Origin of the sequence: Kangiella marina, from assembly GCF_039541235.1 — a bacterium.
GTDB lineage: Bacteria > Pseudomonadota > Gammaproteobacteria > Enterobacterales > Kangiellaceae > Kangiella > Kangiella marina.
This window is the reverse complement of the sequence record NZ_BAABFV010000002.1, coordinates 1-13,395: the sequence shown is the minus strand read 5'-3', so window position 1 is coordinate 13,395 and position 13,395 is coordinate 1. Positions and strand designations below refer to the sequence as shown.

The 13,395-nt window shown below is 45.5% G+C and carries 12 protein-coding genes, 5 tRNA genes and 1 rRNA gene; 2 read left to right on the top strand and 16 right to left on the bottom strand.

Translation table 11 applies throughout. The features are described from left to right. Positions 1-137: 137 nt before the first annotated feature. From rplL to murB, 15 genes are all read right to left on the bottom strand, one after another. Positions 138-512: a 50S ribosomal protein L7/L12 gene (rplL, locus tag ABD943_RS08115; protein ID WP_046561895.1), complete on the bottom strand. Its 375-nt coding sequence runs from the start codon at positions 510-512 to the stop codon at positions 138-140. 79 nt (positions 513-591) lie between these two features. After that, positions 592-1,122 (bottom strand): 50S ribosomal protein L10, encoded by a 531-nt coding sequence (gene rplJ, locus ABD943_RS08110; protein WP_046562447.1) that lies wholly within the window; start codon positions 1,120-1,122, stop codon positions 592-594. Positions 1,123-1,552: 430 nt separating this feature from the next. Beyond that, positions 1,553-2,248 carry a 50S ribosomal protein L1 gene (gene rplA / locus ABD943_RS08105; RefSeq protein ID WP_345292708.1) on the bottom strand — a complete coding sequence of 232 codons (696 nt, stop codon included), beginning with the start codon at positions 2,246-2,248 and terminating at the stop codon, positions 1,553-1,555. 4 nt (positions 2,249-2,252) lie between these two features. Beyond that, positions 2,253-2,681 carry a 50S ribosomal protein L11 gene (gene rplK, locus ABD943_RS08100; protein ID WP_223671322.1) on the bottom strand — a complete coding sequence of 143 codons (429 nt, stop codon included), beginning with the start codon at positions 2,679-2,681 and terminating at the stop codon, positions 2,253-2,255. A 130-nt stretch (positions 2,682-2,811) separates the two neighbouring features. Further along, a complete protein-coding gene (gene nusG, locus ABD943_RS08095; RefSeq protein WP_345292707.1) occupies positions 2,812-3,345 on the bottom strand; it encodes a transcription termination/antitermination protein NusG in 534 nt (177 codons plus the stop codon). A 10-nt stretch (positions 3,346-3,355) separates the two neighbouring features. Beyond that, entirely contained in the window at positions 3,356-3,727 is a 372-nt protein-coding gene (gene secE / locus ABD943_RS08090) for a preprotein translocase subunit SecE (RefSeq protein ID WP_345292706.1), read from the bottom strand. 77 nt (positions 3,728-3,804) lie between these two features. Further along, positions 3,805-3,880 (bottom strand) — tRNA-Trp (locus tag ABD943_RS08085). A gap of 389 nt (positions 3,881-4,269) precedes the next feature. Then, positions 4,270-5,460, bottom strand: coding sequence for an elongation factor Tu (gene tuf, locus ABD943_RS08080; protein ID WP_345292705.1), 1,191 nt, complete (start codon positions 5,458-5,460; stop codon positions 4,270-4,272). Positions 5,461-5,620: 160 nt separating this feature from the next. After that, positions 5,621-5,696, bottom strand: a tRNA-Thr gene (locus ABD943_RS08075). Positions 5,697-5,700: 4 nt separating this feature from the next. Continuing rightward, positions 5,701-5,774, bottom strand: a tRNA-Gly gene (locus tag ABD943_RS08070). Positions 5,775-5,940: 166 nt separating this feature from the next. Then, positions 5,941-6,024: transfer RNA gene (locus tag ABD943_RS08065), tRNA-Tyr, on the bottom strand. Between the two features lie 159 nt (positions 6,025-6,183). Further along, positions 6,184-6,259, bottom strand: a tRNA-Thr gene (locus ABD943_RS08060). 145 nt (positions 6,260-6,404) lie between these two features. Continuing rightward, the gene (locus tag ABD943_RS08055; protein WP_345292704.1) at positions 6,405-7,217 is read right to left on the bottom strand and encodes a type III pantothenate kinase; all 813 of its coding nucleotides are present in this window, start codon (positions 7,215-7,217) and stop codon (positions 6,405-6,407) included. Further along, positions 7,217-8,188, bottom strand: a complete 972-nt coding sequence (birA, locus tag ABD943_RS08050; protein ID WP_345292703.1) for a bifunctional biotin--[acetyl-CoA-carboxylase] ligase/biotin operon repressor BirA — start codon at positions 8,186-8,188, stop codon at positions 7,217-7,219. The genes ABD943_RS08055 and birA overlap by 1 nt, the downstream gene beginning before the upstream one ends. Positions 8,189-8,205: 17 nt before the next feature. After that, complete coding sequence (murB, locus tag ABD943_RS08045; RefSeq protein ID WP_345292702.1) at positions 8,206-9,219, bottom strand: UDP-N-acetylmuramate dehydrogenase; 1,014 nt, start codon at positions 9,217-9,219, stop codon at positions 8,206-8,208. A 171-nt stretch (positions 9,220-9,390) separates the two neighbouring features. On the opposite strand from murB, the gene ABD943_RS08040 reads away from it, so the two are divergent. Both ABD943_RS08040 and ABD943_RS08035 read left to right on the top strand, forming a co-directional pair. Next, positions 9,391-10,689 (top strand): metal-dependent hydrolase family protein, encoded by a 1,299-nt coding sequence (locus ABD943_RS08040; RefSeq protein ID WP_345292701.1) that lies wholly within the window; start codon positions 9,391-9,393, stop codon positions 10,687-10,689. 256 nt (positions 10,690-10,945) lie between these two features. After that, entirely contained in the window at positions 10,946-12,736 is a 1,791-nt protein-coding gene (locus ABD943_RS08035) for a DEAD/DEAH box helicase (RefSeq protein WP_345292700.1), read from the top strand. A gap of 537 nt (positions 12,737-13,273) precedes the next feature. Here ABD943_RS08035 and rrf read toward each other — a convergent pair. Continuing rightward, a 5S ribosomal RNA gene (gene rrf / locus ABD943_RS08030) occupies positions 13,274-13,389 on the bottom strand. Positions 13,390-13,395: the final 6 nt, after the last annotated feature.

Below are 13,395 nucleotides of genomic sequence, written 5' to 3'. Positions count from 1 at the left end.
ATCGTTTTGCCTCACTTGAGACAAAAAAGTGGCTGACGCCACGTACCGTTTTTTAACGGCAAAAAGGCCGGTGACAATGTCACCAGCCATTTTGGATCATTTGCTTTCGCTAATTGACACCAAGTAATAACGGGTTATTACTTAATTTCAACTTCTGCGCCAGCTTCTTCCAATTGCTTCTTAACGTCTTCAGCTTCGTCTTTCTCAACGCCTTCTTTAACAGCAACAGGAGCGCCTTCAACCATGTCTTTAGCTTCTTTCAAGCCAAGACCAGTGATGCCGCGGATAGCTTTAATTACAGCTACTTTGTTACCGCCGAAGCTTTTCATTACTACGTCAAATTCAGTCTGCTCAGCTGCAGCTGCTTCGCCGCCTGCTGCTGGACCAGCTACTGCAACTGCTGCAGCTGCTGATACGCCGAATTTTTCTTCCATTGCTTCAACAAGTTCAACAACGTCCATTACGCTCATTTCAGCAATAGCGTTTAAGATATCATCTTTAGATAGAGCCATTTTCAGTCTCCTGGGTATTTAATTTCAAAAATAAATAAAAAATTTAAACTACGATCTAACAGTATTCGTAGTGAAAATATTAAGCTGCTTCTTGCTTCTGATCGCGAACAGCTGCCACTGCACGTGTAACTTTGCTTGGTACTTCGTTGAAAGTACGAGCAAGTTTCGTGATAGGTGCAATCATCACGCTCATTAGCGACGCAAGCGCTTCGTCTCTTGTTGGTAGTGCAGCGATAGCGTCTAAACGCTCAGGACCGTGCATTTCACCAGCAATTGACAAACCAGTTACTTCCAGTAAGTCATTCTCTTTTGCAAAGTCTTTGAAAAGACGTGCAGCCGCACCCGGTGCGTCGATAGAGAATGCATAAACTAGAGGACCAGTTAGTGCATCTTGCATACAAGCGAACTCTGTATCTTCAACAGCGCGACGAGCTAACGTGTTACGAACAACACGTACATAAACGTTGCTTTCACGTGCTTTCACGCGAAGCGCAGTCATTTGCTCAACTGTTAAACCGCGGTACTCAGCAATAACGGCTGAAAGGGCAGTTTTTGCTACTTCGTTTACCTCAGTAACAATAGCCTTTTTGCCTTCTAGTCCAAGTGCCACTAGTTCACCTCCGATTGTTTCAAACCTCGCCGAAGCTTGGCTTGAGTTACAGTTTTGATAAGGCAAGCCTTATCCTTTGAGTCACGGTGAACGATTCCACTATAAAAGTTTCATCAGGTCTCACCGTCTGCGTAGGCTTACTGTCTTCATAGTCATAAAGTCAGCTGGATTAAACCAACTCATCGTTGTCCTTCCGTTCTTTACCAAAGTATCGCTACCAAAGTAAGTGTTAGAAGCTGACGACTCGCCAGTACCTACGGTCTTTGACGGTTCCCTGAATTGCTTTTAAAACCCAGGAAACCCAAAGCCCTTTCTTTTGAGTGATAAAACACGAGTGCTTTTTATCCTCAAAAGTTGGTTTAGATAATTTATTAAAACTATTAAACCGAATTCTTACTAATCAGTCTTTCAATATTTCTCTGTAAGAGAATTAGTCTTTAAGAGAGATTGAAGACTTATCAACAGTCAAACCAGGACCCATTGTTGAAGAAAGAGAAATTTTCTTCAAATAAGTACCTTTAGACGATGCTGGTTTCGCTTTTTTAAGAGCCATAAGAAGAGAGGTTAAGTTCTCCTCTAACTGAGCTGCGCCAAAGCTTACTTTACCGATAGCTGCATGAACGATACCGTTCTTATCAGCACGGTACTGAACCTGACCTGCTTTTGCATTTTTAACAGCCGTCGCAACGTCTGGAGTTACCGTACCCACTTTCGGGTTAGGCATCAGGCCTTTAGGACCTAAGATTTGACCAAGTTGACCAACCACACGCATCGCGTCTGGGCTAGCGATAACTACGTCAAAATCCATGTTGCCTTTCTTAACTTCTTCAGCTAAGTCTTCCATACCAACGATATCTGCGCCGGCTTCTTTTGCCGCGTCAGCGTTAGTAGTGAATACTGCAACGCGAACGTCTTTACCAGTACCGTTTGGAAGAACTGTAGCGCCGCGAACTACTTGGTCAGATTTGCGAGCATCAATACCAAGGTTGACAGCAACTTCTAAGCTCTCATCAAATTTCACGCTAGAAATCTCTTTCAATAACTCAATCGCTTCTACCGCAGAAAATAATGTGCGCTCACCAACTTTCTCATTGATTGCGCGAATACGTTTACTTTGCTTAGCCATCGTCTTACACCTCCGCATCAACGCCCATAGAGCGCGCTGTGCCTGCAATTGTACGAACCGCAGCATCCATATCGGCTGCTGTTAGATCTGGTTCTTTCATCTTGGCAATTTCTTCTAATTGCTCACGAGTGATCTTGCCCACTTTCTTAGTGTTAGGCGTACCACTACCAGACTTAACCCCGATTGCTTTTAGGATTAATACTGCCGCAGGAGGAGTTTTAGTAACGAACGTGAAACTACGATCGTTATAAACTGTGATGACCACTGGAATTGGAAGACCTTTCTCGACCTTCTCTGTTTCAGCGTTAAACGCTTTACAGAATTCCATGATGTTCACACCGTGTTGACCTAGAGCAGGACCAACTGGTGGACTTGGGTTTGCCATTCCGGCACCAACTTGTAGCTTAATATAAGCTTCGACTTTCTTAGCCATGTTTCACCTCAATATGGGTACAAACGCTATTACTAGCTCCCCGTTTCGCAAAGACAAAAAAGCGCTCCCCAGACTTAGCCCACCCAAAGGGTAAACCAAACAGAGATCGCTTTATGTTTAAATTTGTTGCCTAGCCTTTTTCGACTTGGCTAAATTCCAATTCTACAGGAGTTGAGCGTCCAAAGATAGACACTGACACCTGTAAACGGCTCTTTTCGTAGTTTACTGACTCTACGACGCCATTAAAGTCTGCGAAAGGCCCGTCTGTTACACGTACCATTTCACCGGCTTCAAACAATACTTTTGGTTTCGGCTTATCATTACCATCTTCAAGACGGTTAAGAATAGCATCAGCTTCTTTCTTAGAAATTGGTGCCGGTCTGTCAGATGTGCCGCCGATAAAGCCCATAACACGTGGTGTGTTGCGTACCACCTGCCAGGTTTCTTCATTCATGTCCATTTCAACGAGGACATAGCCTGGGAAGAACTTGCGCTCACTTTTACGCTTTTGTCCCGCTCGCATTTCTACGACTTCTTCAGTCGGAACCAGCACTTCACCAAAGCTTTCTTGCAGACCAGCTAGCTCAATACGCTCCTGAAGCAAGTTTTTGACTTTGTTTTCATAGCCTGAAAAGGCCTGAACCACGTACCAGCGTAATGCCATGCGATGACTCCTAACCTAAGATTGGCTGTATTATAAAGCTATTAATCAACCAGTCCAACAACCACAAGAACGCACCCAAAATGATGATCATGATAATGACCACAATAGTCATACGGGTTGTTTCATTGGTTTTTGGCCAAATAACTTTACGTAATTCTGTACGAGCGCCCTTAACGAACTGCCAGAAAGACTTACCTTTAGCAGTCATCATAGCTACAGCGATAGCGATAACAACCGCCGCAATAACAATACCAGCACGGATCAAGATTGACTCTTCAACCAGGACGTTAAATGCATAAATACCACCGAATAGGATGGCGAATGCAACGATCCACTTTATAGAATCAAGTTTTGATGGTTCTGTATTTGCTTGTGCACTCATGGAATAAACCTTTATCAACAGCCACTTAACTTACTTTTAACTGCTTCAACCATGAAACAGTTACCTTCGAAAAGAAGTGGCAGGCCAGGAGGGACTCGAACCCCCAACTTTCGGTTTTGGAGACCGACGCTCTACCAATTGAACTACTGGCCTTTAAACTGATTGTCTAAAATAAGGCCGTGAATTATACAATGTCTCTGTTGAATTGCAATTCTTTCTTGGCAATTTCTCTAAAGAAAGTCTTTCAAACATAAATTGTATAAAAAACGGTATGTTAGGCCATAAACTTTATGTAAAAAGCTCATGGTTTGACTGAGAAACCACGTTTCTTGGCCTTTCATAAAAAAGGGTCGCATCTGCGACCCTTTTTAATAGCTTTTCAGCTTGTGATGTAACTAAATCCAAAATTACTCGTGGATTTTAGAAACGACCGACAAGGATGTCGGAAGTGCAGGGTTGAGCTGGGAGCAATACCCTGCCAACGCCTGCGAGCGGAGCTCGCCTATCCCAGAGTCGGGACAAAAAACTCCTAATATCTAAGCTTACTCGTGAATCTTAGAAACAACGCCCGCACCTACTGTACGGCCACCTTCACGAATCGCGAAGCGTAAACCTTCGTCCATCGCAATCGGTGCAATCAAAGTAACGTCCATCTTGATGTTATCACCAGGCATAACCATCTCTACGCCTTCTGGTAATTCACAAGCACCCGTTACGTCGGTTGTACGGAAGTAGAACTGTGGACGGTAGCCTTTGAAGAATGGCGTATGACGACCACCTTCATCTTTCGACAATACGTACACTTCTGCTTCGAAACGTGTGTGAGGAGTGATAGTACCTGTGTGTGCCAATACTTGACCACGCTCAACTTCGTCACGCTTCGTACCACGTAGTAGTACACCAACGTTATCGCCTGCTTCACCTTGGTCAAGCAGCTTACGGAACATCTCTACGCCCGTTACTGTCGTCTTCGTGGTATCTTTGATACCGACGATTTCAATCTCTTCACCAACTTTAACAACACCGCTCTCAACACGGCCTGTCACTACCGTACCACGACCTGAAATCGAGAATACGTCTTCAATCGGTAACAAGAATGGCTTGTCAATCGCACGCTCTGGCTCTGGAATGTAAGTATCTAGAGCTTCACCTAAAGCAACAATCGCTTCTTTACCCAAAGCACCTTGGTCGCCTTCTAGTGCTTTCAACGCTGAACCACGGATGATTGGCGTGTCGTCACCTGGGAATTCGTACTGATCTAGAAGTTCACGAACTTCCATTTCAACCAATTCTAGTAACTCTTCGTCATCAACCATGTCGCATTTGTTCAAGAACACAACAATCTTCGGGACACCTACCTGACGTGACAACAAGATGTGCTCACGTGTTTGTGGCATCGGGCCGTCTGCTGCTGAACATACCAAAATCGCACCGTCCATCTGTGCAGCACCTGTGATCATGTTTTTAACATAGTCAGCGTGGCCTGGGCAGTCTACGTGGGCGTAGTGACGTGCTGGTGTTTCGTACTCAACGTGTGATGTCGCGATGGTAATACCACGCTCACGCTCTTCTGGAGCGTTATCAATATCAGCAAATGCTTGTGCCGCACCGCCGTATACGTCTGCTAGTACTGTACAAATCGCCGCCGTTAAAGTCGTTTTACCGTGGTCAACGTGACCAATAGTACCAACGTTTACGTGCGGCTTATTACGTTCAAATTTTTCTTTAGCCATTTTAAGCCTCCCGGAAATTCCGCGTTTTAAGTTCCAATATTAAAACGGGTGTCACCGGGTTGTACGTCTAAAGAATCAGGCGTACTAGTACCCTCGCACCCTAAATTTTGCCCAACTTGTTGGATTGATAAAGAATCAAGCCTGCAAGAACGACAAAGCCTGGTGCCGATAAGCAGATTTGAACTGCTGACCTCTCCCTTACCAAGGGAGTGCTCTACCTACTGAGCTATATCGGCAATTTGGAGCGGGTAGCGGGAATCGAACCCGCATCATCAGCTTGGAAGGCTGAGGTTCTACCGTTGAACTATACCCGCGCTCAACTGATTACCGTTACTATTATGCTAACTAGTAAACTCAAGTAAGTTTACACTTGCACCAAGAACGATATTAGCTTGATTAACCTATAGTGTAACCAAGCTTTCATCCAGCCAATTTTCTTCACTTTTCAGTGACTTAGGCTAGAGGCAGGATGAAATAATTTGGTGGAGGGGGGAGGATTCGAACCTCCGAAGCTTTCGCGTCAGATTTACAGTCTGATCCCTTTGGCCGCTCGGGAACCCCTCCAAGATTTGAACATCATCGTTGCTCAAAGCGAGCGCGCATAATGCCAATTTGCTGGAGAAAATGCAAGTATTTATCTTAGCAATGAGTCTTAATAAAGAACCTTCATTAGAACCGATACTTACATTTAAAAAGGGCTGCTTACGCAACCCTTTAAAATAATGGTGCCGACTGCCGGAATCGAACTGGCGACCTACTGATTACAAGTCAGTTGCTCTACCTACTGAGCTAAGTCGGCGTTACTTAATGACGCTTTATTTAACTAGCCTTGGGCTATGTCGTTAAGTGGGCGGAATTTTAGCGATCTGATTTAGCTTTGGCAATGCTTTTTTTAACTTTTTTTGGGGATATGGTCATTTTTTTTACTTCTGTCGCTAAATTGTTTAATTATTCAACGAAAACCAATGGCTTAAGCCTTCAATAACCAAATTCGGCTGATACTCAACCCGACAAGCAAGCGGCATATCCTCAACCACCCGCTGCAAGCACTCAGTAACAAACGGCCCATCACCGCCGGTAACCAATACAGACAGTTGTTTACCCGAGGACTCATTGACGACGTCCTTCATCACCTGATAGCAATACCCTTTTATCATAGTCTCAGCGCCCAGTGCCACCGCTGCCGAGGTGTTCTCACCAAGCAACTCACCCTTGGCCGTCGAATCATGCTTTGCGCTCCAGGCAATGCCGCCGGTTTGACCAAGCAAACTCTGTTGCAGCATTCGCCCACCCGGAATAATATGCCCGCCTTGATGTTGTCCCTTGTGATTGACCCAGTCAGTCGTGATCGCTGTGCCGGCGTCAATGACTATAAACTCCCTCGTCACTCGCTCACTAACCGCAATCATCGCCAGCCATCGATCCACCCCCAGCGCTTGCGGCGTGTCATAGCAATTACTCAAGGTTACGGATGATGTAGAAACATAGGACTCACCGGACTCAGCAAACTCAGGCCAAATACCAAGAACCTCATGGCATAAAGCCCCAAACCATTCTTTACGCGCCTGACCAGCCACGCTGCTGACTAAGACTCGACCAATTCCTTTCGCCTGAAAAGGCGCTAGCAAACCTTTCCAACTAGCCGTATCGAAGTCTTGATTCTCCCAACTTCCTGAATCAACAGCTTTAATATCTCCAAGCGCTTCCGTAAGTAGGTACTTACATCGGCTATTCCCCTGATCAATCAGCAGAAACATTAATGTACTCCTTCTCGAAATCGCAAGCTCACCTCACCTGCATAAATCGGCTTAATGCCTTTGCCGGTTTGTAACAACAAGGCACCATTATTATCCACGCCAGCACCAACGCCATTAATCACCTCCTCGCCTTGCACAATGGCGATCTTTTTATTGAAGCACTCATCAACATCACGCCAATGCTCAATGAAGGATTCAAAGCCTCCTTCCGCAAACTGCTTCAAATGGCTTTGCAGTTGCTCAATGACGTCGATTAAAAGCTGTTGCCGGCTGATGTCTTTTTTCAGCTCTTGTAGATTAATCCATTCCTGCTCGATTCCTCCTGCCGCAGAGCTTGCCATGTGCACATTCATTCCTACACCTATAATGACATTCAAGCCCCCCACCATGTCACCTGAAAGCTCTACTAATATTCCACCCAGCTTACGACCTTGGAAACGAATATCATTTGGCCACTTAACTTCTACTCCACTAACGCCAAAACGCTCAAGTGCGCTAACAATCGCTAACCCAACAACCAGGCTGAGTCCGCCCAACTGCTGCACCGGCAACTGGGTTTTCCAACCCAACGACCAGTAAAGGTTACTCGCCAGCGGCGACACCCACTGTCGGCCACGGCGACCACGTCCTGCGGACTGATATTCAGCAACGACAAGTTTGTTATGCTCAAAACCATCACCTTTTAGCGCTTCATTGGTTGAGTCAGTAATCAGTCTCAGCTCCATCTTCGACAGTTGCAAAGCTTGCTTCAAAGCTTGCTCATCCAGTAACTCCACCGGATATTCCAAACAATACCCGCGACCTGTCACGGACTCGATTCCAAGCCCAAATTCTTGCAGCTGCTGAATAAGCTTCCAAACGTAGGCTCGGCTAACTTCCAGCTTCTCTGCAATCGCTTGCCCAGAATAAAAGCCACCTTTTGATAAAATATTTATGATTTCAATCAGTTGCTGTTCTTTTTGTGATGCCATAAATACGCCACGCTGCCTTAAAAAATATCTTGCTCACCAATGATCCAAACTTCTGGCTCTAAACGAACCTCAAATTTAGCCAGTACCGTATCCCGCACGTGTCCAGCCAGTTGCACAATATCACGACCACTGGCATCGCCATGATTCACCAACACTAATGCTTGCTGCTGATGGACACCAGCATCACCTTGGCGATAACCTTTGAGTCCACACTGATCGATCAACCAACCGGCGGCAAGTTTCATATGAGAATCGTCCACCGGGTAAGCCACAACCTCAGGATAGTTTGTTTGTAGCCTTTTAAACGCTTTCTTACTAATAACGGGGTTTTTAAAAAATGAACCCGCATTACCCAATTTTTGGGGATCAGGAAGCTTACTTTGACGGATCCGAATCACTTCGTTACTGACATCAGCCGGCGTTAACTCGTCGCAACGGTCTTTTAACGCGGACAACGGCCCATAAGTAAGCACTAACTCTGGTTTCTTCCTCAACCTCAAGGTAACAGACGTAATCATGTATTGCCCACGATGGCGTTGCTTAAACACGCTGTCACGATAAGCAAACTCACACGCTTCATGCTCAAAAACTCGCTTTTCACCACTGAATAAGTCGACCGCATTCAGTGATACAAAAAGCTGCTCCAGCTCAACCCCATAAGCTCCAATATTCTGTATCGGCGCGGCGCCAACGTTACCGGGAATCAAAGATAAATTTTCCAAACCAGCATAGCCCTTATCGATGGAATCCAGCACCAAATCGTGCCAGTTCACTCCTGCACCTGCGGTCACTAGTACCTCATCGCCACTCTCTTGATAATCGACCCCTTGAATATCCGCCTTTAAAAACGTTAGCGGAACATGCCCCAGTAATAGCAGGTTACTGCCGCCGCCAAGCACAAAGAACTCTTTAGGGGGAATGGGCATTCCCGCTAACCAATCCTGAATTTCTTGCTCAGAAGTAAAGCGGAATAAATTGTCACACGTGGCTTCCACACCAAATGTATTAAACGCGGCTAATGATTGCGCCATACGGCCAAATCCTAGAACAATTATTACTGTTGGGCATTGTAGCAGAAGCTTCTCGAAATACTATTTGCTTTAGCCTAGTGACTCCTCTAAAAAAATATCACTCTGGATTTGCTACCGACACGCTTTACCGTTAGATTAAGCAATCTATGATAACAATGAATCGAGGTAGATATGACCATACCCTCATCACTTAAGCTTGTAGCAATCCTAAGTTTAATCACTGCGCCCCATTTACTGAGCGCAGCTCCAGCCCAAACGACGAGCACCTGGCTGCATTGCGGTAATGTGATCGATACCGCGGAAGGCGAGATGCTCAACCAGCGCTTTATTGAAGTGACGGGTAACACCATAAGCGCAGTTGAGACTAAGCGTCCAACTGGCGTTAAGTTGATCGATTTAAGTGATAAGACATGCCTACCTGGCTTGATGGATATGCACGTTCACTTAGACGGTGAAATGAATCCAAAGTCCTACATTGACGGCTTTACCTTAAATCCGGCGGACTTGGCCTTTAGAGCTCAAGACTTTGGTATGAAGACTCTAATGGCAGGCTTTACCACCGTTAGAAACCCTGGCGACTCCTACAATGTGACGATTTCTTTGCGCAATGCGATTAATCAGGGCATTGTTAATGGCCCACGGATTTACTCTGCCGGAAAGTCTCTTGCCACAACAGGTGGCCATGCCGATCCGACCAATGGCACCAATGCAGATTTAATGGGTGATCCGGGTCCTAAAGAAGGCGTCGTTAACAGCGTTGAAGGGGCTCGCAAAGCGGTTCGTCAACGTTACAAAGACGGTGCTGACTTTATTAAGATCACAGCAACCGGCGGCGTACTTAGCCTGGCTAAAAGTGGACAAAACCCCCAGTTCACCGAAGAAGAGCTTCGCTCAGTAGTAGAAACCGCTAATGATTACAACATGCATGTTGCCGCGCACGCTCATGGTGAAGAAGGTATGCTTAGGGCCGTTAACGCCGGTATCACCAGTATCGAACATGGTACTTACATGTCAGACAAAGTGATGAAGGCGATGAAAAAGAAAGGTACTTATTATGTACCGACTATTATTGCCGGTAAGTTTGTCGCCGAAAAAGCTGAGATTGATGGTTTCTTTCCTGAGATTGTCCGTCCCAAAGCTCGCGCTGTAGGCCCTAAAATTCAGCAAACATTTGCTAAAGCTTATGATTATGGCGTCAAAATAGCGTTTGGAACCGATAGCGGTGTGTCTGCTCATGGCGATAACGCAAAAGAATTCCAATATATGGTAGAAGCTGGTATGCCAGCGATGGAAGCGATTCAAAGCGCCACAGTAACCACGGCTAATTTGTTAAAAAACAATACGATAGGCGTGATCAAAAAAGGCAACCTTGCTGATATTATCGCCGTTGATGGTAATCCAGTTGATAATATTACCCTACTTCAAGACGTCACTTTCGTGATGAAAGACGGCAAAGTTTACAAGCAGTAACGCTTAAAGGCAGGCTAGCCCCTGCCTTTTCTTTCTTATTATTTTCCCGTAAAGCCTAGCCTTGCCTAACAAAACTTATTAATAAAACTAACGCTTTTCTGCATTTACCTGTATAATCGCCGCCAATCGAAGCAATGGTCGCACGCACTTCCTTTCTTATATTCTGTGCAACGAGTTGTGGTTTTAGTTGGGTTTTATCAGTTGACCGACGCTTCGTTGAGCATTCTGCTCATCATGCATTATTAAGGTATTTCTGATGACATCTAAACATATTCCGACCAGCTTCTCTGAGCTGGAACTCGCCCCTGCTGTATTGAAAGCTATTCAAGAAGTAGGCTACGAACAACCATCTCCGATCCAACAAGCCAGTATTCCTGTTTTGTTGACCGGACGCGACATTATAGGCCAAGCCCAAACGGGTACCGGTAAAACGGCTGCTTTTGCATTGCCTTTGCTTTCTCAAATAGATACTGACGACAAAACAACACAGGTCTTGGTGCTAGCTCCGACTCGTGAGCTTGCTTTGCAGGTGGCCGAGGCGTGCCAAACTTATGCTAAGCACATGGAACGCTTCACGATTTTGCCTATTTATGGCGGCCAACGCTATGATACTCAGCTAAAGCAGTTGAAGCGTGGCGCGCAGGTGGTAGTCGGAACACCAGGCCGAGTCATGGATCATATTCGCCGTGGTACTCTAAAACTCAACAACCTTAAAGCATTGGTTTTAGACGAAGCTGACGAAATGCTTCGGATGGGCTTTATTGATGATGTTGAGTGGATCCTTGGACACACCCCAGATCAGAGACAGATTGCGCTTTTCTCTGCAACCATGCCGAATCAAATCAAAAAAGTTGCTCAAAAATACTTGAACGATCCTGAGCACATAAAGATTGAGACCAAAACCTCAACCGCTAAAACCATCAGCCAACGCTACTGGTTTGTCAGTGGTTTACACAAATTGGATGCACTGACGCGAATTCTTGAAACCGAAGAATTCGACGGCATGATTATCTTCGTCCGCACCAAAAGTGCGACCATGGAGCTTGCTGAAAAATTAAATGCTCGTGGTTTTAGAGCTGATGCATTAAATGGTGACATTCAGCAAAACACTCGTGAAAAAATTGTTGATAAGCTGAAAAGTGGCAAAATTGACGTATTATTAGCAACAGACGTTGCCGCCCGTGGTTTGGACGTTGAGCGTATCAGTCACGTTATTAACTACGACATTCCTTATGACACTGAATCCTACGTCCACCGTATCGGCAGAACAGGTCGTGCAGGGCGTGAAGGTAATGCTATTTTATTTGTCGCGCATCGTGAAAAGCGTATGCTGAAAGCAATCGAGCGCGCCACTAATCAACCGATCGAAGAAATGCATTTGCCGACAGTTGCCGATATCAACGAGCAACGTGTTGATCGCTTTGTACAAAAGATTAGCGATACGCTAGCAACAAGTGACCTAGACTTTTACTTGGACATCATCAACAAGTATGTGGAAAATAATGATCAGGATTGGCCACAGCTAGCAGCTGCATTGGCTAAAATGGCAGCTGGTGACGAACTATTACTTAAAGAGAAGCCTCGAAAAGAACGGCGCGAGCGTGATAGTCGCGATTGGGATGATGATCGAGATTCTCGTCGCAAGAACAAACGCGACCGTAAAGAACGCCCTCGTCGTGAAAATACTTTCTCTGCACAAGCGCAACCATTAGCCGATCATCCCGATGTGGAAATGGAACGTTATCGTATCGAGCTTGGACGTAATCATGACGTAAAAGTTGGCAGTATCGTTGGTGCTATCGCTAACGAAGCCGACATAGACAGTGAATACATCGGTCGTATCGACTTGTTTGACGAATTCACCACGGTCGACCTTCCAGCGGGTATGCCGAAAGAAGTTCAATCAATTCTTGCTAAAGCCCGAGTTGCCGGTAAACCCATGCAACTAGCACCGATTGGTAAGCAAGAAGGGGGCTCAGGAAAAGCTAGCTCTAAGTCAAAGGATAAGGGCAAGCCCAAAGCTAAAAAGCGTAAGCCTAAGTCTTAATAAAGTATGACTCTACTAAAAAGGCCTCATCAGAGGTCTTTTTTATTACTTGAAATAACGTCTAGCGGTCAGAAACAGTCAGCAACCAAACCATCTTAATTTCTAGCCGTCGGCTCCCTACCATCTAGGGTAATGTTACATCTCCATCTAAATACCATCCTGTCAGGCATCCAATCGCCTCTCCTTCCTATTTACCACGCGATACAATGATTCCAAATTACTATGAGCTACTTCAGCCTGAACATACTTTTATTAACTTTTGCTACAGACATAAACTCCCATGCAAAAAAACCAGTATTGTTCTAGGGCTTCGTTGTTAAGCGCTCACGTACCTTTTAGGGTATGCCGAGGGGCCGCTCCCTGGGCCTGGTACCTAAAGGTTTTCCTGCGGTCACATATGGCGAATAAGTCGTTAATGCCAGCGCAGTATATAGCGTTTGACGATGTTATCAATCGTCTATACATGGCAGCGACTTCAAATAAGTTCCACGCATAAAAAAAGCCCCAGCATTACTGCTAGGGCTTTCGTCGTTAAGCGCTTGGCGATGACCTACTCTCACATGGGGAAGCCCCACACTACCATCGGCGATGAGTCGTTTCACTTCTGAGTTCGGCAAGGGATCAGGTGGTTCCAACTCTCTATGGTCGCCAAGCAAAAA